Below are 21,456 nucleotides of genomic sequence, written 5' to 3'. Positions count from 1 at the left end.
GATGACAGCACATTACTTCATTGCACTGGCGCTGCTACCGCTGAGCGCACTGGCCATCGAGCCGGGCCCGTCGTCCCCCTACCAGGCGGAGACGGAAAATTGGATGGCCTTGCAGGTCGATGGGCGCGCGGCTTCCGCCACGCCGCAACGGACCACGCCCGCAGAACGGGAACAGGCCATGCAGCGTTGGCTGGACAGCAACAAGCATCCGATTCCGGAGTTCTTCGAGTCGCAATCCGGCGGGTCTTCCAAGGGTGGGAAGAGTCAGTAACCGTCAGTGCGCCGTCACCCGTTGCCGCAGCACCGAGGTAGCCGGCGACAGGGCCAGTGCCAGCTGGGTACGGTTATGCATATGGGTGAGGCGCAGCACCTGGGACACGTACAGCTTGACGGTGTTCTCGGTGATCCCCAGTTCACAGGCGATCTGGTAGTTGGTCTGGCCCTTGCCCACCAGGCGCGCAACATCGAGCTGGCGCGGCGACAGCTGGTTGAAGATGGTCGGGATTTCGATCGGCCCGGCATCATCGACGACCGGCTCGCCCTCATCCGCCAAGCCGGCGCCAGGGCTGCGCCGCACTTTGTCGAGGTCCTGGTACAAATCGTTGATGGATTCGGAAAGGTATTGCAGCTTCTGGTTCAGGTGCCCCAGGTGCAGCTCCTTTTGCCGCTCCTCCAGCGCCGCTTCCTGGCGTTGCAGGCCTTCGAGCAACTCATCGAGGTTGATCGGCTTCTGGTAGTAATCCGAGATCCCCGCACGCAGGGCCTTGATCACGTCCTGTTTGTCGGCACGCCCGGTGAGCATGATGGCCTCGAACGCGCGCTGCTTGCCCGCGACCTTCTGCATGGCCTGCACCAGCTCGATGCCATCCATGTCCGGCATATGCAGGTCGCACAGCACCAGGCCGATCTCGGGGTCTTCACTGAAGCGCTGCAAGGCGTGTCGACTGGACTCACATGGGACGCAGCGGTAGCCGCTGCCTTCAAGAAATTCGCAGAGTTCTTCCACGATCAACGGCTGATCGTCGACCACGAGCACTTTTACTGCCGAGGTAAGCTTGTTCACGCGCTACTCCATGCCTGGCAAGCAAATGGGCGACCCATCCATTTGGACAAAAAATAACTTACGGATACTTCATAAACGTAGACGTACTTTTCGACTATGTACATAGCGGTAGAGCGGTTGTTCGACTAATGGATCCAAAGCCAGTACAGCACAAATCCTGTCAGGACAAAGGGGGCAAATGGCTGTTTGGTCGACACCTGCGCATCTGCCCTCCCCCGACGCGCCCCAAGCCTTTGACTCACAAGCACCCAGCACGCCTGAAAGAGCGCCGCACCGATCAACGACCACAGCAAACAGTCCAGCGTACTGGCCAGGGCCAGGGCAGCCAGCAGCTTCACATCCCCCGCACCAAAGCGGCCCAGCGCATAGCCGGGCAAGGTCAACAACAGGGCCAGGGCAAAGGCCCAACCGCCCTCGCTGGCGGGCGCTCCTAGCCAGGTCGTGCCCGTCCACAGCAAGAAGATCAGCGCCAGCAGCGCTGCCCCCAGGGTCAAGCCATTGGCGATCTGCCGCTGACGGATATCCTGCCACGCACAGAGCCCCAGCCAGAGCAGTATCACCACGCCGTGGATCACGTAAAAAACATCCCTTTTCGCTGATTGATTCTATGCTGATATCAAGTAGTAGCCGTCAGGGTAGACGCAGTCATGAAAACAGGCCTGCCTGGAAAGCAAAAAGGTGCGGCGGCGATTGAGTTCGCCCTGGTCTTCACGATCTTTTTTGCCGTGTTCTACGGGTTGATCAGCTATAGCCTGCCGTTGCTGTTGATGCAATCGTTCAACCAGGCCGCGGCGGAGGCCGTACGCCAGGCCCTGTCGGTGGACCCGATAGCCGCTGGCACCGCTTACGGCACGCAGGTGACCGACCGTGCCAAAACCACTGTGATAGAGCAGTTGAAATGGATCCCGAGCAGTTTCCAGTTCTCCCCCAGTTACATCAGCAGCTCCTATAACGGCACCACGCTGACCGTGGCAATCAACTACCCGACTACCAACCTCTATTCCGTGTTCCCGGCGCTGGTGCTGCCGGGGGTAGGTACCGTCCCGAACCTGCCGGCCAACCTGTCCGCCAGTTCGAGTCTGCAGTTTTGACGTCGGGGGACAAACTCTTCGGCCGCCTGCTCGGCCGCGTCAGCGCGCCGCCCCTCGACATGCCGGGCGTGCCAATGCCAGGCCTGCACGTGCAACTGGATGTTCAAGGCCACGTGCTGGGTATCCGCGGCACCCTGCGCTCACAGCTGGCGACCCACGCCATCGGCGAACGTCGGCTGCCACTGCGTGAGCTGCTGTGCGCCGACAGTGCCCTGGATATCGAAGGCAGCCCTGCCGACTGGCAACACCAGAACCTGGACCTGGACTTCCTGGGCGCAACCGGCCAGGTGCTGCACACCCGCGGCTGGATCGAACCCGACGGTGATGAATGGAGCCTGCGCCTGCAGGACGTGGGTGATTTACTGGCCGGCCGGCAACTGGCCCAGCACCGCGAACAGAACCATCAACTCGCCTGCCAGATGAGCGAGCAGTTGCGGGTGTGCAGCCTGACCCGCCTGCCCGAGGTGTTCAACGAGCACCTGCGCAGCCTGGCCCAGCGCTGGCACATCCCCTGCGTTGCCCTGGCCTTGCTCGATGACGAAGACCGGGGTTGGCGGATCTACAGCCAGTACGCCGCCCACGACGCCCCTGCCTTGTGGCAAGCCGGCCAACACCTGGGCATCAGCCTGGACAGCGTCAATGGCAACGTACCGTTGAGCCTGGCCCGGGAGCGCAGCGATAACCCGCGTCTGCACAGTATTTTCGGCGATGCCGACGGTTTCCTGGTGCCTTACCGTGACAGTCAGGGCGTCGCCGCCTGGTTGCTCTGTGGCCCATACAACGGCCAGCAGCACACCAACGACCGCGACTGGCTGAATCTCACCGCCGCCGTCGCCGCGCCCCTGCTGAGCCGGCTGCGCGAGCAGCGCTATCACCAGCAGCTCGACCGCATGGAGGCGTTGCAGGGCCTGCTCGGCACCGGCTGGTGGGAGCTGCTGCCGGCCACCCACGAAATCCAGTTGGCCCCGCAGTTGCTGCACAGCCTCAGCCTGGAAGACGGTCCGACCCTACAACCTTTGAGCCAATGGCTGGAATTGATTCACCCCGCCGATCGCCAGGCCCTCGACAGCCGTTTGCACGACCTGCAGGCCTTGGGCAAACCCTTGCTGACCAGCGTGCGCCTGCAACGCACCGACGCCGAGCACCACCCGCTCTGGTATCGCGTGCAGGGACAGGTGCTTGGCGTGGGTGACAGCCGCCGCTGGATCGGTTTCATGCTCGACATCAGCGACATCAAGAACCAGCAATTGCAAGCCGCCGCCGCCCATGCACGCCTGGACAAACTGATCGCCAGCTCACCGGCCGTGATCTATGTGCAGCGCTATGTCGACGGCGCCCTGCATCCGGCTTTTTTCAGCGACAGCCTGCTACCGCTGCTGGGCTGGACCCTGGCCGAGTGCAACCACGACAGCCTGGCATCCTTGATCCACCCCGAAGACCGCGACCGGTACTTCGAGCGCAGCCGCCAGTTGCTGCGCGAAGGCAGCGTACGCAGTCGCTACCGCCTGCGCGACAAACAGGGCCACTACCACTGGCTGCTGGACGAGGCCAAGCTGCTGCGCGATGACTTGGGCCTGCCGGTGGAAGCCGTCGGCCTGTGGCTGGATGTCACCGAGGCGACCCTGGCCGCCGAACAGATCAAGCAAAGCGAAGAACGCTATCGCATCCTGGTCGAAGACTCCCCGGCGATGATCTGCCGCTATCGCCCCGACCTGACCCTGACCTTCGGCAACACACCGCTGGCCAATTACCTGGAATGCCCGCCCGCAGAGCTGCCAGGGCTGAACCTGGGCCACTGGATGTCGCAGGAACAGCGCCAGGCGTTTGTGCAGCGTATCGGCCAATTGAGCGCAGAATTCCCGGTCAGCACCGCCGAAATCAGCCTTGAACTGCCGGGGCGCGAGCACGCCTGGTGGGTCTGGTCGGACCGTGGCGTGTTCGATGAACAGGGCACGCTGGTGGAGGTGCAGGCGGTGGGCCGTGACAACACCGAAGTGCGTCGCTCCCAGCAGCAACTGACACAAAGCGCCAAGATGGCCACCCTGGGTGAAATGGCCACCGGTCTGGCCCATGAAATCAACCAGCCGCTGAACGTGATGCGCATGGCCATCGTCAATGTGCTCAAGCGTCTGGGCAACGGCGATGCGCAAATCGACTACCTCACCGAAAAACTCCAACGCATCGACACCCAGGTGCAGCGCGCCACGCGGGTGGTGGACCATATGCGGGTGTTCGGCCGCCGCTCGGAAATCGAACAGCAACCCTTCGACCCGTCACAGGCCGTGGAAGGCACGCTGTCACTGCTCGGCGAGGGCCTGCGCGGCAAGGGCGTTGAGCTGCGGATCACCCCAGCGGACGTCCAGGTCCAGGTCAAAGGCTATGTCGATCAGCTTGAACAGGTGTTGATCAACCTGATGGTCAATGCCCGTGACGCGCTGTTGAGCAAACGGGAAAAACACCCCGAATTTCGTCCCTGGATCGCAGTGCATTGCGAACAGGACAGCCGCCATGTGCGGATCTGGGTGGAAGACAACGGCGGCGGGATTGACCCACGGTTGCTGGAGCGGATTTTCGAGCCGTTCTTTACCACCAAGCCGATCGGCGTGGGCACGGGGCTCGGGTTGTCGGTGAGCTACGGCATTGTGGAAAACATGGGCGGACGCCTGAGCGTCGCCAATGGCGAGCACGGCGCGAAGTTTTGTGTGGAGTTGCCGATCAGCTAGATCACCAGATAGGCGCGGCCCATGTGGCAACTGAGGTTGGCGCCGACTTCGGCGTTGCCGAGGTTGACGCCCAGCGCTGCGAGCAACGTATTGACGATAGGGTCGAGGATCGGCGCCAGGACGTTCTGGACCAGGCTGACCACCGAGCTGACGATGGTCGCCAGTGCACCGGTGACTGTACTGTTCGGCGTAGCGGGCGTGCTCCCCGTAGGTGGGACATAGGTGACCTGCAGGCCGTTCAAGGTAGCGCCCAGGCTGTTAACGATATTGGCGGTGCCGGGTGGGCTTTTGTAGATCGTCGCCGCATTGACGTCATTCACCGGCGAAAACAACACCGTATTGGTTTGCGCCCCCACGGTGGACAACGCCCTCAGGTTCAAGCCACCGCCAACGCCGGCCGTGCGAGGCCCGCACACCAGGGTCAGCAGGCAAAAGCGTTGGCCAAAGTCGATCAGCCGCACCGGCTGCACATTGACAGGCGCCGACGATGAAAACGCCGACACCGGGTCAACATAGCCGACGCCCAGGGTCGCGAGTGACGTGGTGGCCTGCACCGTCAACGACTTGGTGGCCGGTGTGGCGCAACTGAAGTCTGTCACGTGGCTCTCCGCGCTGGCCGCCTCGATATAGATGGATAAGGTCGTGGTGATATCCACATCAGCCACATTGCACCCGACTATGCACACGACACCGGCCACCACATCCAGCAGGTTCAGGTTCAGCAAACCGCCGACCACCTTCGACACAGGCGTCGCCAGCCCGGTCAGTATCGATGAAACCCCCGAGACCACCTTGATGATCGGCGCATCGATGGTGACCAACGTGCGTACCTGGGCAGTTCGTACAAAAATCTGGTCCGTCGGCGGATTATTCAAAAGCCCAGCCTTGGCCTTGGCCGGATTGCCAAACGCAGACAGTTGCGGCGGCTCGATGACTTTGGTCTGGACCGAGACGGTGCCAACCAGAGGAATATTCACCTGCGCTGCCGCACCGACCGCACTTTTGCTACTGGATAGCTGCGCCACGGTCTCCAGCAACTGAAACAGCTGCACACTGGTATTCAAGGCAGCCGCTGGTGTACCGGTAGCGACCTTCAACAGATCGCCCACCTTCAAAAGCTGGGTATTCGGGGCAATCGCTTTCACTGAAATGACATCGTTGATCACCGCCGTGGCGACCGCGCCGTTTTTTTGCAGGACCTTCACCGCTGCGTCGAGCAACTGGCTGGCGGATACGGCGGTGCTCAGCAACGCGTCGTAGTCCCCCGCCTTGACGTTCAATTGAACCGCCAACTGGTCCAGGTAACCGAGCAGGTTCACGTTCGTCGTCAGCAAGCCATTCCAGCCCGCAGCGGTCAGGGACAGGCTGCCGCCCAGCAGATTGCCGATGACCATGTTCAATAGCGGGGAGTTGCCGGAGTTCACAGAGGACAGGCTGCTGCGAATCGTCAGTTGCGCCACCGGCGGTGCATAGGCGGCCACGGCGGTGGCACTCAGCGTCATCTGGGTGGAGACCGGCGCACCACTGAACATGCCCCACAGCCCACTGGCGATGCTGGTGATTACGCTTCGCGTGGCGACCACGCGCACGGCATCGCTTTTGGTGGCGTCGGCAGTGAATACACGGACATTGCCGGCATTGGTGGTCAAGGTGCCGCAGGTGACGGCCAGGCCACGGCTGCTGTCGCCAGCGACCACGGTGAAACCGTTGCGTGTGGCGTTCTGCACGGCGTAGTCATTGGCGGTGGTGGCGGGTGTGCACAGGCCGCCACGGCTGGCGGCTTCCAGCGCGGCGCTGTCGGCGACGGACTGCAGCTTGCGCTTTTCCAGATAGAGACGGCCGCTGTCTACCGCCAGCAGCAGGAACACCATGGCCATCGCCAGGGTAGCCGCCGCCATCAGGCCAATCGCACCACGCTGCCTGTAACCAAGTCGGGGAGACATCAGGCACTCCTTAGCGCTTACTCTCCGTAGATGGTTTTGAGTGTAGACAAGGGCTGGCCCGTTGCCATAAATCGGTTTGGGGGTTTTAGGGTTTTAGGGGGCTGCTTCGCAGCCCAACGCAGGGCAAGCCTGCTCGCCACAGCAAGCCTGCTCTCCACAGCAAGCCCGCCTGCCACAGCGAGCCTGCGCCTGCAGAGGTTAGTGAGGGGGGTAGCTGGAGAGGACGCGGGTGACGGTGGTACGGATGGCTTTGTCACGGTCCTGAGGGTTGGGCGAGGTGGCCATCATCTGTTCGTCGCTGCCACGCCAGACCAGTTTGCCGTCCTTGCCATCGAGCAGGTCGATCTGGATGGTCGCCACTTTGTAGGTGATGTTGCGCGTTTCGTTGTACATCGGCGCGCCCCAATAGCCATTCCACGGGCCGCCCCAGGCGCCGCCGTAGTTGGTGGTGACCTGCTGCTGGCGGTCTTCGACGATCAGGTAGGCCTGCACGTTCAGGTCAGCCCTGGTGCCCGGCGCCGCAGGGCGCAGGCCGCGCTGGTCGAGTTGTTCACCGACGGCCTGGCGGATGCGTTGTTCAGTGAGGTCGCTCTTGATGCGCGGGTCATCCGGGCGGTATTGCAGGGCCGGGTCTTTCCAGGCCCAACTTCGGTAGGCACCGAAGTCCCGGCTGGCGTCAAAATCGTGGTTGACTTGGCTGGTCTGGCAACCGCCTAGCAGCACAACAAAAGCGAGCGTAGCGATACGACGAAACATGGTTGTTCTCCAAAGAGCGACCCGCGCCAAAGATGAGAATAGCGGTTAACTGGGAGGATACGCCGTCATTGCCTTCTGCACCGCCTGGCGCAAAGCATCCGCCCGTTCACTGAGGCTTCCCTGGCTGCCAGTCTCTGCGCTGGCGCTCCACACCGGCTGACCGGTGCGGGCATCGAACAGGTTGACGCGCACCACCACGACCTGGACTTCATAAGTGCGCACGATCGGCACCGAGTTGTACATGCCATAACCGTTGCCGTAGCGGTTATAGCCGCCATAACCGTAGCCGTAGTCATCCTGGACTTGCTTGAGACGCTTCTCCAGGCGCACGTCGGCGCTGACGAAAAGGTCCGCCGGACGGTTGTCATGCAAGGGGCGCAGGCCGCGCTGGTCGAGGGCGCCGCTGACCGCTTCGGCGATCTGTGCCGAATCGGCCCAGGCCGTGCCCGTCGGAAGCTGGCCGTTGCGCCAGGCCCAATTGCGGTAGGCACCGTAATCGCGCACCGGCGCCGGGTAGGCACTGGCATCAAAGGTGTGGGCGGCCTGGGGCGGCGCCGGAGGGATCGGCGCCGACGCGGCAACATAAGGATTGGGGCTTGAACAGGCGCCCAACCCCAGGGACAACAGGATCAAACAGAGACGACGCATTTCGACCTCCGCAGACTGGGCCGCTTAAACCGGACGGCAGATCCAGTGCAAATAACGCCCAAGTCCGGCAAAGCTTGGGTGACGACGGTGAGCGAGTTCCATCTCTACAAGGTCCTGCAAATCCGCACGGGCCTGGAATTCCACCGGCATATAGTCGTGGAACACCCGCACGCCACTTTGGCTTTCGACCTGCCAAAGGCCTTCGAGTTGCGCCGCCAATTCTCGTGGGTCCAGCGGTTGTTGCGGCGTGAGGCTCTGCTTTTCGCCGGCCATGTCATTCTTGCGCATTTTGCGGAAGTGGCCTTTGAGCAGGTTGCGATAGATAAGCGCATCACGGTTGTAGAACGCCAGGGATAGCCACCCACCCGGCGCCGCGAGTTGGTGCAGTACCGGCAGGATTGCATGGGGTTCGGCCAGCCATTCCAGCACGGCATGGCACAGCACCAGGTCGTAGGGTTCGGTGAGCTGGCCGAGCAGGTCTTGCCAGGGCGCATGGATAAACGTCGCGGTCTGCCCCGCCTCGGCGAAACGTTGACGGGCGCCTTCGAGCATCGGTTCGGCGGGTTCGGCCAGGGTCACCTGATGCCCTTGCTCAGCCAGCCACAACGACATATGGCCCAGGCCCGCGCCAATATCCAGCACACGCAGCGGGCGCCTTGGCAGGGCTTCGGTGAGGTCGGCCTGGAGCACCGCCAGGCGGATCGCGCCTTTGGCACCGCCGTAGATTTTCTCGGCGAAGCGCGTGGCCAACTGGTCGAAATGACGGTCACTCATGGGCAAACCGCCGTTCGCTGTCGGCCAATTTGGCGCGCACCACTTCGTTCATGTCCAGGCCCAGCTCACTGCACAGCAACAGCAGATACAGCACGATATCGCCGACTTCCTGCCCGGCATGGGCGAGTGTGTCGGCCGGCAGCTGGCGCGACTGGTCTTCGGTCAGCCATTGGAAGATCTCCACCAGCTCGGCCATTTCCACGCTGGCCGCCATGGCCAGGTTTTTGGGGCTGTGGAACTGCTTCCAGTCGTTGGTATCGCGGATGCGGTGCAGGCGTTCGGTGAGGTGTTCGAGGTTCATGTGGCAGGCTCCTGAAGGTGGATAGCTTCGGGGGGAATGGCCTTCAAGGCAAGTGAACCTTTGGGCCGTCACCGGAGCAAGCCCCCTCCCACCTTTGATAGGCCAACACATCCCAGTGTGGCAGGGGGCTTGCCCTCGATAGCGATCTAATCAACGACGCTGAACTCGACGCGCGCGGTCTGCCCGGCTTCGTCGAGGACACTGAGTTGATAGCGCCCCAGTTGCTCGAAACTGGCATTGATAAAGTCCTGGTTGGCACTGTCGCCCAGGGGCGCGCCGTTAAGGAACCACCAACGCCGGCCGCTGCCGCCCAACGCAGAGAGTTTGAGGCGCAGCGCCTGTTGGCTGGCGGCGGGCAGGCGCAGTTGGTCACCTTCACGCACGCCAACGATGGATAAAGGTGAAGAGGCGGCCAGCGCCGGTGGCGGGCAATCGGGGTCGGCCGCGGGAATGCGCGCTTCGCGGCGTTCGGCCCTGGGCAGCCAAGGCTCCAGGGGCGCGGGCCACAGGGCGATGCTCCTGGGCTCGGCACCGGGGCAACGGGCGTCCACCCGCAAGCCCTTGGCATTGACCCACACACTTTCCATCAAACCCACACTCAACGGTTGGTCCAACGCCTGCAAAGTGGGTGGCGTGGTGTTGTCCAGGGTCCAGGCAAAGCGCTGGCGGCGGCAGTTGGGATCGCTGCGGTTCATCGGCTGGCCCAGCGGCCAACAGATCGCGGCCACACCGACATTCGCCGGCACCGGCTTGACCGGTGCAGTGATACCGCGCTGGCTGTCGCGGTTGGTCAGCACATCGTGCACCTGCAACATCAGCGGTGCGGCCGAAGCCAGGCCGAACTGGCCCGGCACCGGCGTACCATCCGGGCGGCCGATCCACACGCCGATCAGGTAACGCGGCCCCACACCGATCGCCCAGGCATCGCGAAAGCCGTAGCTGGTGCCGGTCTTCCAGGCCAGCACCGGGCGCTGCACCAACTCGGCACGCGGGTCGCGGTCGGGTCGCGCCTGGCCGCTGAGGATGCGCCGCACAATCCAGGCGGACCCTGGCGACAATAATGGCCGTTCCCGGAGCGTATCGTCCGGCTGCAAGCGAAGGGTGGCGCTTTTGCCGTCCCGGGCGAAGGCGCTGTAACCACTCACCAAGTCTTCCAGGCGGCTGCCCGCCCCCCCCAGGATCAGCGCCAGGTTCGGCTCGGCCAATGCCGGCAATGCCAGCGGCACGCCGCCGATGCGCATTTCGGCGGCGAACCGCTTCGGCCCATAGGCTTCCAGCAACTGTACCGCCGGGAGGTTGAGCGAGCTGGACAGCGCCGTACTCGCCGGCACTGCGCCGGTGAAGCCCATGGAGAAGTTGCCCGGTCGGTAATCGCCATATCGTCGGGGCACGTCCTGCAGCAGTGATTCGGAGTGGATCAGCCCATCGTCCAACGCCATGCCGTACAAAAACGGCTTTAACGTGGAGCCCGGCGAACGCAGGGCGCTGATCATGTCCACATGGCCGAAGCGCTTGGCGTCGTTGATATCCACCGAACCGAGGTAGGCCCGCACGGCCATGGTTTCCTCCTCCACCACCAGGATCGCGGCGGAGGTGTGCTCCGGCAAACGCGCGCGCCAGCCCAACAGCAGGTCTTCGAGGCGACGTTGCAAGGTGGCGTCCAGGGTGGTGCGGATCAGCGACGGGCTGTCGGGGCGGTTCAGGCGCCGTGCGAGCAAGGGCGCCAGGCTCGGTTCCAGGCGCGGCGCGAGCAACAGCGGTTCTTCCAGGGCCTCATCGACGGCGGCTTGCGGCCACACCTGGAATTCGGCGAGGCGGCGCAGCACTTTGTCGCGGGCGTCCTGGGCGCGTTGGGGGTGGCGGTCCGGACGCAAGCGGCTGGGCGCCTGGGGCAGCACGGCGAGCAAGGCGGCTTCGGCGCGGGTCAGCTGTGACGGCGACTTGCCCAAGTACGCCCAACTGGCGGCGGCCACGCCCTGCAACGTACCGCCAAACGGGGCGCGATTCAGGTAGAGGTTGAGGATTTCTTCCTTGGACAGGTGCCATTCCAGCTGTGCCGTGCGCCACAACTGACGCAATTTGCCGTGGAAAGTGCGCGAATGCGGATCCAGCAAGCGCGCCACCTGCATCGACAAGGTGCTGCCGCCAGACACCACCCGCGCGCCGGTCAGGTTCTGCCAGGTCGCCCGCACCAGCGCCAGCGGATTCACGCCGGGGTGCTGGTAGAACCAACGGTCCTCATAGGTGAGCAGCGCATCCAGGTAATACGGCGACACCTCGCGGGTCTGTACGGGGTAGCGCCACACACCGTTGGCATCGGCAAACCGCCACAACGGCGTGCCATCCTCGGCCAGCACCACCCGCGCCAGGTCATCCTTGGGCAAGGGCAACGGCCAGATGCGGTCGGCCAGCCAGAGCAGGGCGATCACCAACAAAAGGCTGGCCAGGGTCCAGCGGGCAACTAAACGCAAACTCAAACGGGCAAACCTCTATGCTGGTAGGAAACTAGCCTGTTGCAATAACAACCAAAGGCACAGATACGCCCACCTTCTCATCAGGACACACACATGCAGGTAGAAAGCTTTTTCGAATGGTTGGGCCAGGCGCTCGGTTCGGTCATCCGTTTTATCGTCGACGGGCTCAGCGGCCTGTTTGGTGCGCTGACCCATGCCGGTGGCAACTTCATCGATGGCCTGTCCCGCACCTTGGGCATGGATACCTCGATCATCAGCATCCTCACCCTGATCATCGGCCTGATGCTGCTGTACTCGGCGGTGCGCGCCTTCATGCGGGCGTCGATCATCATGGGGATTATCTGGTTGCTGCTGGGCCTGTGGCTCTTGAGCTGGGTGGTCCACTAACCCTAGAACAGCGCAAATCCCCGGTGGGAGGGGGCTTACCCCCTCCCACATTGAGGCCATCTTTCACAATTGCGGTCTCAGCGCCCCTTGATCACCAGATCGGCCGGCGTCTCCCCCACCGCCTGCCAGTTCGGCCGGTACATCGACTCCACCTGCGGCGGCGGCACACGATAAGTCCCGGGCGTCACCGCCCGCGCCAGGTACAGCAGGTGCGTGGTGCCGGAACCGTCCAGGTTGATCGCTGCCACATAGCGGTCGTCACGGAACTCCTGGTGCTTGAGCGAGGCGTTCTGCATCGACTCACGCCATTCCTTCACCTGGCTGCTGGCGTTTTCCAGGCTGGCGGCGCTTTGCGCCAGGTTCTGGTTTTCCAGTTCCAGGCCGGCCGGCAGCAAATCTACCACCAGGGCATCCGGCACACGCTGCTTGGCGCTGACCGCCAGGTGCACCAGGACCAGCTCACCGCTGTTGAGGTTGCGCAGGTTCAGCGGCTGGCCGTTCATGCCCAGGTATTCGCGGTGGATGCTCAGGTTGTCGCCGCCGGCAGCCGGGGGCACCTGTGGATAACCCGAGATCGTCAATTGCTGGTACACCGGCGTCTCGCCCTGATTGCTCAAGGTCAGATCGCTGGACAGCAGCTTGCCTTCCAGCTCCAGCGTCGATTGCTGATTGTTCAACTCCTGCACGCCGCCACTGCCAGTGAGCGACACCTGCCAGTTCGCATCCGGCCTGGCAAACCCGAGGCGCCCCGCCAGGAACAGCGAGTTGCGCTCCTGGGTCGACAGATACGGGCTGGCCGCCAGTTGATCCGACAGCGTAAACAAACGCTCCTCACGCTTGCCCTTGGCCAGGTCGTTCTCTTCCAGCAGGGCCAGGATCATTGCCTGGTCGCGCAGCGGGCTGCCGTAGTCGGCCAGCCACTCATTGGCGTTACGCTGCGCCGCCAGCCCAGCGAGCAAGGCCTGGTCCGCACGCGGCTGGTCGCCCATCTTCTGCAGCGCGATAGCCAACTGCACCAGCGGCAAACCGGAGCGCGCATCGCTGCGTCGATCGAAAATACTGCGCAGCGCCCCCAATGGCGCCTGCTGACTGCGCGCCAGCACCATGCCAGCGTAGGCCTGTACGGCAAAGCGCGTATGGTCGGCGTTATCGCTGTAGTCGACGTCGATCAGGTTGCGTTCCTGCACGTAGCGCAGCAGGCGCTCGCTGGCTTTCTTCAACGCTTCAGGCGGCACGGCAAAACCCTGGTCGCGGGCACGCAGCAGGAAGTCGGTGACGTAGGCCGTCAGCCAGTATTCTTCTTCGCCATCGGCGCCCCACAACCCGAAGCTGCCGTTGTAGCGCTGCATGCCCAGCAGGCGCTCGATGCCCAACTCGATCTTGCGTTTACGCTCACTGTCCGACTCACCCTTGATCGACAGGCGCTTGAGCAGCGCATCGTCGGCATACAGCGACGGGTACAGGCCGCTCGCGGTCTGTTCCAGGCAACCATAGGGGTAGGCCTTGAGTGCGCTGATCTGAGCACCGAGATTCAGCGGCGGCCGGCTCGACAGGCTCAACAGCGCCTGGCGCCCCGATGAATCGAACTGATCGAGCGTGCCCGCCGGCAGGCTCCACGGCTGATCCTTGAGCACCGCGCGGTAATGCTTGAGCAGTGCCGGGTACGCCGGGCGCACGCCCAATGTCCATTCGCGAGTGAACGGCGGCAGGTTTTCACCCGGCAAGTCCAGCCCGTTCACGGTGACCTTGACCTTGCCCTGCCCCAAACCACCCCAGGCCTTCACCGGGATGCGCAGGGTGGTGCGCTGGCCTTGTTTCAACTCGACGGTCTGCGCGCCAGCGTTGACCAACTCCAACTGCCCTTCGGCGCTCAGTTGCACATCCAGCTTCTGGGCCTTGCCCGACAGGTTGGACAGGTCCAGCGCCAAGGTGGTCTGGTCACCACCGGCCAGGAAACGCGGCGCCGACAGCTCCGCAATCAAAGGCGCGGCGATCACCGTCTTGGCTTCGGCCATGCCGTAGCGGTCGTCGGTCCAGGCCTGGGCCATCAGGCGCAGTTCGCCGTTGAAGTCCGGGATATTGACGCTGACTTCGCCCTCGCCCTGCTCGTTCAGGGTCACCGGCGCACTTTGCAGGGCGACGATGGTCACGCTGGTGTCCGGGCGCTTGCCGCCCTTGGCCAGCGCGGCGTCACCGCCGAATGCCAGGCTGGCCAAGCGCCCCTGCCCGGCTTCGATCAACTGGCCGTAGATGTCGAACTGGTCCACGCCATAAGCCTTGCGACCGAACAGGCTGGAGTAAGGGTCCGGCGTCGGGTATTCGGTAATGTTCAAGATGCCCACGTCCACCGCTGCCACCAGCACGTGCACCTGTTTCGGCACGCTGCCATCGGCGTTTTTCGCAGCGACTTTCACCGTCAGCGGCTGTTTGGGACGCATTTTTTCCGGCGCGGCCAGGGTCACGCCGAGTTTGCGCTGGGTGCGATCCAACGGCAGGTGCAGCAGGCCCACGGCACGTTTGGGCGTGATGTTGGCTTTGCGCTCGCCAGGGCGAATCACCAGGGCACTGACGTACAGGTCATGGCGCGACCACTTCGGGTCGAGCTTCACGGCGAAGCTTTTACCCTCGGCCGGTACATCGATTTCCTGCCACCACAGCGGCCCTTCGGCGGACTCCACCAGCAGGTAGCCTTTGCCGGCAGCGGGCGGGGTGACGGTGACGTTGGCGGTATCGCCGTCGCCATAGGCCGGTTTGTCCAGCGCCAGCTTGACCTGGTCGGGGCGTACGGCGCCGCCTTCGGTGTTGTCCTGGGCCTGGTAGCCGGCCCAGAAGCGCAAGCTGCTGACCAGGCCGGTCTGCGGGTCTTCCACTTCGACGCGGTACGGGCCCCACTCCACCTGGAAGCTGACCTTGGCCGTATCGCCGGCCTTGATGTTCAGGGTCTGCTCGTCGAGGTTGAGGAATTTCTCGTTGAAGTGGTAGCTCCAGCCGTCGTTCTCGGAGTAGTTCCAGTAGTAGTCACGGCGCTCGCGCACCAGGCGCACCTTGAGGTTCTGCGCGGCGAGCTTCTGCCCGTCCTGGTTGGCCAGCAGCACTTCGAATTCCGCCGGGCCATCGCCATTGGTTTCCTTGCCGTCAAACAAGCCGCGCAGGCCCGGCAGTTGCTCGGCCGGCCAGATCGGCTGTACCAGGCGCCGAGTGATCGGCCGCCCGCCCGACTCGTGCAGGCTGGCTTGCACGATCAGTTGCAGCGGCGACTTGGCCTCGGCCCACTTGCTTTCCAGGGTCAGCGCTTCCTGGCCCTTGGCATCGAGCACGCTTTCGTCCAGTTCGAAATCCTGGCTCAGCTCTTCTTCGGTGACAGAGCCGAACTGATAGCCCGGCAGCGACTTGACCGCTTCGCGCAACGGCCGCACATAAACCTGCCCGCTGACCCGGTTGCCCGATGCCGGCGCACCGTAGAGATAGCGCCCGGTGACTTGAATCACCGGGTTATCCGCCGGGCTCAATGCGGTATCGCTGCCCTTGAGTTCCAGCGCCAGGCGCTCGGGCAGGAAGTCTTCGACGAGAAATTCATACAGCTGCGGCTTGCCGTCGCCCAGGTCGAACACCAGCTGCCAGCGCCCGGTTGGCGCTTCGCCAGCCAATTGCAGTTGATATTGATAGAGACCGGAGGCGTCGGCATCCCACACGAATTTGCGGCTCACCTGCTCATCCGGGCGACGCACTTCGACGCTCACCGGTTGCGGTTTGACGGCATTGCCATCCTTGTCGCGCAGCAGGGCGTTGAGCAGCACGGTTTCGCCGGGGCGATACAGGTCACGCGGGCCAAAGACGAAAAACTGCAAGGGGTGGGACGGTTGCCCGCCGATATCGAACTCGGCCAGGTCCAATGCGGCACTGTCCAGGCGCAGCATGCTGGTCTGCTCGCCCTGCTTGGCCAGCAACACCTGGGCCTTTTTCGGCAACGGCAACTCGGCGTGGCCGCCCTTCTCGGTCTTGCCCTGACCGACCACACGACCCTCGGCGTCGAGCACCTCGAGGTCGACACCGTCCAGCGCCTTGCCGCCATCCAACGCCTGGGTGAACACATCCAGGCGATTGGCATAGCGGTGCACCGACAGGCCGATATCGCTCAAGGTGAACAACGTGGCCGGTTGGGAATAGTTGTAGGTGCCGGAGGCACGCATTACCGCCAGGTACACGCCCGGCTGCTGCAGTTGCTTGAGGCCGGCGATCGGCAGCAACAGGGTTTCGCGGGTGTTGCGCGCCGGGTTCAGGTCGAAACGGCCGCCGTAGACCAGGTCGGCCAGTGGCAGCAGTTCGCGGGACTCATAGCTCTGCAGGCTGGTGTTGCGCCCCCACTGCGCGAGAAAAGTCGGCAGGGATTCGGGCTTGATGCGGAAGAATTCGATGTCGATCTTGTCGACGTTCAGCGCGATCACCGGCAACCCTTCAGCCAGACGCGTCGGCAGCAAGGTGCCACGGCTGGCGAAGCCGACGGTGGCTTGCAGGTCGCGGGTTTCCAGGCGGGCGCTGTACTCGGCGGCGAGTGTATTGCCGTTGACCGCCTTCACCCCGGCATCCACCGTGAGCACCAGTTTGCGCTGTGGCTCCAGGTGACGCAGGCGCAATTCCATGAGGTTGTCGGAGATTTCCCAGGCGCCATCGACCTTGCCGGACTTGCTGTCCACCAGGTGGAGTTTGTCGGCGAACTTCTGATCGGGATCCAGCGGAATGGAAAAGCTCACGGACAGGGTGCTGGCCCCATCGAGCTGCACTTCGGACACATCCACCACACTCAACTCACGGCCGGCATAACGCTGCTTCAGCGCCGCCACGTCCACCGCCGCCTTGGCCGGTTTGGGTGCAACCGTCGCCGCTGCTGGAGCGGTCGGGGCAGCCGGTTTATCGGAGGAATCGCAGGCGCTCAGCAGGGCCAGCGCACAAGCAAGGAACAGTCCTTTGTTAAGCATGGGGCACTCGTTGTGAGAGGGGTCCGAGGGGTGAACTATATATCAGCCCGCAGCGGGCCGATGTGGTGCTGGTCACATTGACCGACGGAGGGTGGTTTGGTTCTTGAGCAAACGTAATGCCGAGCCAAATCTTACAAACACTGGAGATCCAAATGTGGGAGGGGGCTTGCCCCCGATGGCAGTATGTCAGCCGATACATTTCCAGCTGACAGACCGCTATCGGGGGCAAGCCACCTCCCACATTGGTTCTGCAGTGAGATTAAGGGCCCGTTACAATGCCGCTCCCCCAAGGAGCCCCCATGCCCACCCTACTCACCCATTGGCGCCACCGCCCCACCCACCGCCGCGTCTGGGCCCTGGCCGCGCCGATGATTCTGTCGAATATCTCGGTGCCCCTCGTGGCCCTGGTCGACAGCATGGTCATCGGCCACCTGCCCCACGCCCATCAACTGGGGGCCGTGGCGGTCGGCGCCAGTCTGTATACCTTTCTGGCCTGGGCCATGGGTTTCCTGCGCATGGGCTCAACCGGTTTTGCCGCACAGGCTGCCGGGCGCAATGATGGGGCCGCGCTGCGACAAATCCTCCTGCAAGGCCTGCTACTGGCGTTGGGGCTGGCCATGCTGCTGGGCACCGTGGGCATTCCGTTCAGCCATCTGGCATTGGAATGGATGCAACCCTCCCCCGAACTCAATCAACTGACCCAGGACTTTTTCCACACGCGCCTGTTCGGCCTGCCTGCCGCCCTTGCCAGCTACGCACTGGTCGGCTGGTTCCTCGGCACGCAGAACGCACGCGCGCCCTTGGCGATCCTGCTGACCACCAACCTGGTCAACATCGCGCTGAACCTGTGGTTTGTGCTGGGCCTGGATTGGGGGGTGGTCGGTTCGGCGCGGGCGTCCGTGATTGCCGAATGGACCGGCGCCTTGCTGGGCCTGGCGATGACGCAAAAAGCCCTGCGCGCCTACCCCGGCCATGTCGCCTGGGCGGCGCTGAAACAGTGGGAAAGCTGGCGCCCGCTGCTGGCGGTGAACCGCGACATCTTCATCCGCAGCCTTGCGCTGCAATCGGTGTTTTTCATGATCACGGTGCAAGGTGCACGCCTGGGCGATGCCACCGTGGCGGCCAATGCACTGCTGCTCAACGGCCTGTTGTTGACAGCCCATGCGCTGTACGGCTTGGCCCATGCGGTGGAAGCCTTGTGCGGCCACGCCATCGGCGCCCACGACCGCCAGGCCATGCGACGTTCACTGGTCGTCGCTGGCGGTTGGTCGCTGATTGCCAGCGTCGGCTTTGCCCTGCTGTTCACGGTCTGCGGCCACCTGTTTATCGCCATGCAAACCGATATCCCCAGCGTGCGCGAAACGGCAGATATCTACCTGCCCTACCTGGCCGTTTTGCCCTTGATTGCGGTGTGGAGCTATTTGCTCGACGGCTTGTTTATTGGTGCGACACGGGCGCGGGAAATGCGCAATGGGATGCTGTTGACCGTGGTTTCAGTGCTACCGGTTGCCTGGGCATTGCAGGGCCTGGGCAACCACGGGCTGTGGATTACCTTCCTGGTGTTCATGTCGGTGCGCAGTCTGTTGCTTTGGGTCATCGCCAGGCGAATCAATCGGGCGAATGGATGGTTCGGCCCTCGTTTGGCACCGCGGTCATATTGGCCGTAACGCAAGGAACTCAGATACGCAATCTGGCGCCGGGACAAGCTATTGATCTGGATATAACCCAGGCAACTGTGTGTACGCTCAATGCGTCAGGGTAGATTGACCTGCCCTATCCGGCGAGGTGACATAGCTCAAATGAAGACCCGTACTCGGCGCTCAGGCCCCACAGCAGGGTAGGAGCGAATGGGCTCGCTCCTACCCTCTCATAGCTTACGACGAAAGATACGACGACCGCGTCAGCCCTAACCGAAGTGCATCCAGGAACTGCGTGCGCTCACTGGCGCTGATCTTCGCGCTCGCACACTTGTCACGGTAGTGCGTCATCAACTCCTCCGGCGACAAGTGCACATAGCGCAGCATGTCTTCGATGGTGTCGTGGGTCTCGATACCGGCGCTGTACACCGAACCGTCTTCACGCTGGTAGATGTTCACCGAATCGGTGTCACCGAACAGGTTGTGCATGTCGCCGAGAATTTCCTGGTAAGCGCCTACCAGGAAGATCCCCAGCAAGTAGTCCTCACCTTCGTTCAAGCCGTGAACCGGCAGGCTGGTCTCGATGCTCTGCTCATCGACGTACTGCTTGATCTTGCCGTCGGAGTCGCAGGTCAGGTCTTGCAGTACGGCGCGACGCAGCGGCTCTTCGTCAAGGCGGTGCAGCGGCAGGATCGGCAATACCTGGCCAATGGCCCAGGTGTCCGGCAGGCTCTGGAACACCGAGAAGTTGCAGATGTACTTGTCGGCCAACTTGTCGTTGAGCTCATCCAGCACCTGGCGGTGCGAGCGCTGGCGGGCCTTGAGCGAGTTGTGCAGGCGGCGGCACACGGCGAAGTAGCACTGCTCGGCCAGGGCTTTTTCGGCCAGGGTCAGCTTGCCGTCGGCGTACTGCGTGGCCACGTCGCTCATGTAGTGGGTGGCGCGCCAGTAGGTTTCGGTGACCATCTCGATGTCGGTCGGGCCGAGCAGGTCCACCAGCCATTGCACGGTTTCCGGCAGGGCTTCCTTGTTTTCGATGGTCGGGATTTCGTCGTTGTGTTTCTCGACGTCAGTGACCTGCACCACCAGCATGGCGTGGTGGGCGGTCAGGGAACGGCCGCTTTCGGAGAAGATATTCGGGTGCGGCAGGCTCTGCGCGTCGCAGAATTCCTTGAGCATGCCCACGACCACGCCGGCATAGTCATCCATGTCGTAGTTGATCGAACTGGCGTTACGCGAGTGCGTGCCGTCGTAGTCCACGCCCAGGCCGCCGCCCACGTCGATGTGGTCCACCGGCAGGCCGAGGTTGCGCAGCTCGCCGTAGTAACGGATGGCTTCCTTGAAACCGTGCTGGTAGTCGGCCAGGTTGGCGATCTGCGAGCCCATGTGGAAGTGCAGCAGGCGGATGCCCTGGTCCAGGCCGGCCGCACGGAAGCGCTCGACCACGGACAGCAGTTGCGCCGCCGACAGACCGAATTTGGATTTCTCGCCACCGGTGTCCGCCCACTTGCTCGACGCCAGGGAAGACAAACGCACACGCAGGCCAACCTGTGGCTTGACCTTGAGGCTGGCGGCTTCTTCGATCACCAGCTCAACTTCGGATTCTTTCTCGATCACGATGAACACGTTGTGGCCGAGCTTCTGGCCCATCAGCGCGAGGCGGATGAATTCGCGGTCCTTGTAACCGTTGCAGACGATGGTGCCGCCCTTGGGAGCCAGGGCCAGCACGGCCAGCAGCTCGGGCTTGGAGCCGGCTTCCAGGCCGATGGACACGTTCTGGGTGGCGATAATGTTCTCGATCACCGCCTCCTGCTGGTTCACCTTGATCGGGTACAGCGCGGTGTACTTGCTCTGGTATTCCAGGCGTTCGATGTTCGAATCGAAAGCGCCGGTCAGCTGGCGTACACGGTCTTGCAGGATGTCGGGGAAGCGCACCAGCAACGGCAACGACAGGCCGCTCTTGCGCAGCTCGTCGACTTGCTCGTACAGGTCGACGGGCGTGCTGTTCGGGCCGTTCGGACGAACTTCAACGCGACCGGCTTCATTGATCGCGAAATACCCGGCCCCCCAATGGCGGATCCCGTAAACACTGCGGCTGTCCGCAACTGTCCATTGGCTGCCATCGTCTTTGCGTGTGCGTCGTACGGACATCGAAGTCCCCTATAAATGAAGGCGAAAGCGCCGCCTCTGGTTGAGGCTGGCGCAGTCTAAAGAATGAAAATGACGATTTGCCTGCGTGCAAGGTAGGACCCCGCGCGCAGGACAGAGTTTAGACACAGGTTGGGAAGAGGCTTTCAGCCGCCGGACTTCTTGGCCTTGTACCCGAGCTTGATCAGCTCGGCCAACAGCAACTCGACGTGATCGCCCTGGATCTCGATAACGCCGTCTTTCAACGCGCCACCGGTGCCACAGCGCTTTTTCAGCGTGGTGGCGAGTTCCTTCAGCGCGTCTTCGGCCAGCGGCACGCCGGTGATGGTGGTCACCGTCTTGCCGCCACGGCCTTTGCTCTCGCGTCGCACGCGGGCAATACCGTCGCCTTCGGGAATCAGGGTCTGTTTGCAGGTGCAAGCGTCCACGGGCTGACGACAGTCCGGGCAGTGTCGACCTGCGTCGGTGGAAAATACCAGGCCACCAAGGGCGGCGAAGGATGCGGCTTTTTTGGCCACCGGCAATCCTCTTGGGA

At 63.1% G+C, this 21,456-nt stretch carries 16 protein-coding genes; 5 read left to right on the top strand and 11 right to left on the bottom strand.

Annotated features, from left to right (window positions below):
- Position 1 precedes the first annotated feature (1 nt).
- Entirely contained in the window at positions 2–271 is a 270-nt protein-coding gene (locus LUU92_RS03350; protein WP_071491581.1) for a DUF3613 domain-containing protein, read from the top strand.
- A gap of 3 nt (positions 272–274) precedes the next feature.
- On the opposite strand, the gene LUU92_RS03345 is transcribed toward LUU92_RS03350, so the two are convergent.
- Positions 275–1,063, bottom strand: coding sequence for a response regulator transcription factor (locus LUU92_RS03345; protein WP_071491582.1), 789 nt, complete (start codon positions 1,061–1,063; stop codon positions 275–277).
- Positions 1,064–1,188: 125 nt separating this feature from the next.
- A complete protein-coding gene (locus tag LUU92_RS03340) occupies positions 1,189–1,638 on the bottom strand; it encodes a prepilin peptidase (RefSeq protein WP_071491583.1) in 450 nt (149 codons plus the stop codon).
- A 72-nt stretch (positions 1,639–1,710) separates the two neighbouring features.
- Between LUU92_RS03340 and LUU92_RS03335 the strand changes: the two genes are divergently transcribed.
- Together LUU92_RS03335 and LUU92_RS03330 are read left to right on the top strand one after the other, a co-directional pair.
- A complete protein-coding gene (locus LUU92_RS03335; RefSeq protein ID WP_257103160.1) occupies positions 1,711–2,154 on the top strand; it encodes a TadE/TadG family type IV pilus assembly protein in 444 nt (147 codons plus the stop codon).
- Complete coding sequence (locus tag LUU92_RS03330; protein WP_257103159.1) at positions 2,151–4,877, top strand: PAS domain-containing sensor histidine kinase; 2,727 nt, start codon at positions 2,151–2,153, stop codon at positions 4,875–4,877. Before LUU92_RS03335 ends, LUU92_RS03330 begins: the two co-directional genes overlap by 4 nt.
- On the opposite strand, the gene LUU92_RS03325 is transcribed toward LUU92_RS03330, so the two are convergent.
- The 6 genes from LUU92_RS03325 to pbpC form a co-directional block, all read right to left on the bottom strand.
- Positions 4,874–6,820, bottom strand: a complete 1,947-nt coding sequence (locus LUU92_RS03325) for a pilus assembly protein TadG-related protein (protein ID WP_222540911.1) — start codon at positions 6,818–6,820, stop codon at positions 4,874–4,876. The genes LUU92_RS03330 and LUU92_RS03325 overlap by 4 nt on opposite strands.
- A 198-nt stretch (positions 6,821–7,018) precedes the next feature.
- Positions 7,019–7,576, bottom strand: a complete 558-nt coding sequence (locus LUU92_RS03320; protein WP_071493017.1) for a DUF4136 domain-containing protein — start codon at positions 7,574–7,576, stop codon at positions 7,019–7,021.
- Positions 7,577–7,621: 45 nt separating this feature from the next.
- Complete coding sequence (locus LUU92_RS03315; RefSeq protein WP_071491588.1) at positions 7,622–8,224, bottom strand: DUF4136 domain-containing protein; 603 nt, start codon at positions 8,222–8,224, stop codon at positions 7,622–7,624.
- Positions 8,225–8,248: 24 nt separating this feature from the next.
- Entirely contained in the window at positions 8,249–8,998 is a 750-nt protein-coding gene (locus tag LUU92_RS03310) for a methyltransferase (RefSeq protein ID WP_071491589.1), read from the bottom strand.
- Positions 8,991–9,299: a MazG-like family protein gene (locus LUU92_RS03305; protein WP_016972502.1), complete on the bottom strand. Its 309-nt coding sequence runs from the start codon at positions 9,297–9,299 to the stop codon at positions 8,991–8,993. The genes LUU92_RS03310 and LUU92_RS03305 overlap by 8 nt, the downstream gene beginning before the upstream one ends.
- Positions 9,300–9,445: 146 nt before the next feature.
- A complete protein-coding gene (gene pbpC, locus LUU92_RS03300) occupies positions 9,446–11,776 on the bottom strand; it encodes a peptidoglycan glycosyltransferase PbpC (RefSeq protein WP_257103158.1) in 2,331 nt (776 codons plus the stop codon).
- A gap of 90 nt (positions 11,777–11,866) precedes the next feature.
- Between pbpC and LUU92_RS03295 the strand changes: the two genes are divergently transcribed.
- Complete coding sequence (locus tag LUU92_RS03295; protein ID WP_071491590.1) at positions 11,867–12,160, top strand: hypothetical protein; 294 nt, start codon at positions 11,867–11,869, stop codon at positions 12,158–12,160.
- 77 nt (positions 12,161–12,237) lie between these two features.
- Here LUU92_RS03295 and LUU92_RS03290 read toward each other — a convergent pair whose 3' ends face one another.
- Entirely contained in the window at positions 12,238–17,136 is a 4,899-nt protein-coding gene (locus tag LUU92_RS03290; RefSeq protein WP_257103157.1) for an alpha-2-macroglobulin family protein, read from the bottom strand.
- 299 nt (positions 17,137–17,435) lie between these two features.
- On the opposite strand from LUU92_RS03290, the gene LUU92_RS03285 reads away from it, so the two are divergent.
- Positions 17,436–18,803, top strand: coding sequence for an MATE family efflux transporter (locus LUU92_RS03285; RefSeq protein ID WP_257103156.1), 1,368 nt, complete (start codon positions 17,436–17,438; stop codon positions 18,801–18,803).
- 207 nt (positions 18,804–19,010) lie between these two features.
- Here LUU92_RS03285 and speA read toward each other — a convergent pair whose 3' ends face one another.
- Entirely contained in the window at positions 19,011–20,924 is a 1,914-nt protein-coding gene (speA, locus tag LUU92_RS03280; protein WP_071491593.1) for an arginine decarboxylase, read from the bottom strand.
- 143 nt (positions 20,925–21,067) lie between these two features.
- Positions 21,068–21,439: a translation initiation factor Sui1 gene (locus tag LUU92_RS03275; protein WP_017849660.1), complete on the bottom strand. Its 372-nt coding sequence runs from the start codon at positions 21,437–21,439 to the stop codon at positions 21,068–21,070.
- Positions 21,440–21,456: the final 17 nt, after the last annotated feature.

The organism is Pseudomonas extremorientalis (assembly GCF_024584605.1).
Lineage (GTDB): Bacteria > Pseudomonadota > Gammaproteobacteria > Pseudomonadales > Pseudomonadaceae > Aquipseudomonas > Aquipseudomonas extremorientalis.
The sequence above is the reverse complement of the archived record's forward strand: the minus strand, read 5'-3'. Positions and strand labels throughout refer to the sequence as shown.

Excerpts from the sequence above, each read along its gene's own strand:
- LUU92_RS03350 (WP_071491581.1), top strand. The coding sequence starts at position 2 with ATGACAGCACATTACTTCATTGCACTGGCGCTGCTACCGCTGAGCGCA.
- LUU92_RS03335 (WP_257103160.1), top strand. The coding sequence starts at position 1,711 with ATGAAAACAGGCCTGCCTGGAAAGCAAAAAGGTGCGGCGGCGATTGAG.
- LUU92_RS03325 (WP_222540911.1), bottom strand. The coding sequence starts at position 6,820 with ATGTCTCCCCGACTTGGTTACAGGCAGCGTGGTGCGATTGGCCTGATG.
- LUU92_RS03320 (WP_071493017.1), bottom strand. The coding sequence starts at position 7,576 with ATGTTTCGTCGTATCGCTACGCTCGCTTTTGTTGTGCTGCTAGGCGGT.
- LUU92_RS03315 (WP_071491588.1), bottom strand. The coding sequence starts at position 8,224 with ATGCGTCGTCTCTGTTTGATCCTGTTGTCCCTGGGGTTGGGCGCCTGT.
- LUU92_RS03310 (WP_071491589.1), bottom strand. The coding sequence starts at position 8,998 with ATGAGTGACCGTCATTTCGACCAGTTGGCCACGCGCTTCGCCGAGAAA.
- LUU92_RS03305 (WP_016972502.1), bottom strand. The coding sequence starts at position 9,299 with ATGAACCTCGAACACCTCACCGAACGCCTGCACCGCATCCGCGATACC.
- LUU92_RS03295 (WP_071491590.1), top strand. The coding sequence starts at position 11,867 with ATGCAGGTAGAAAGCTTTTTCGAATGGTTGGGCCAGGCGCTCGGTTCG.
- LUU92_RS03290 (WP_257103157.1), bottom strand. The coding sequence starts at position 17,136 with ATGCTTAACAAAGGACTGTTCCTTGCTTGTGCGCTGGCCCTGCTGAGC.
- LUU92_RS03285 (WP_257103156.1), top strand. The coding sequence starts at position 17,436 with ATGCCCACCCTACTCACCCATTGGCGCCACCGCCCCACCCACCGCCGC.
- speA (WP_071491593.1), bottom strand. The coding sequence starts at position 20,924 with ATGTCCGTACGACGCACACGCAAAGACGATGGCAGCCAATGGACAGTT.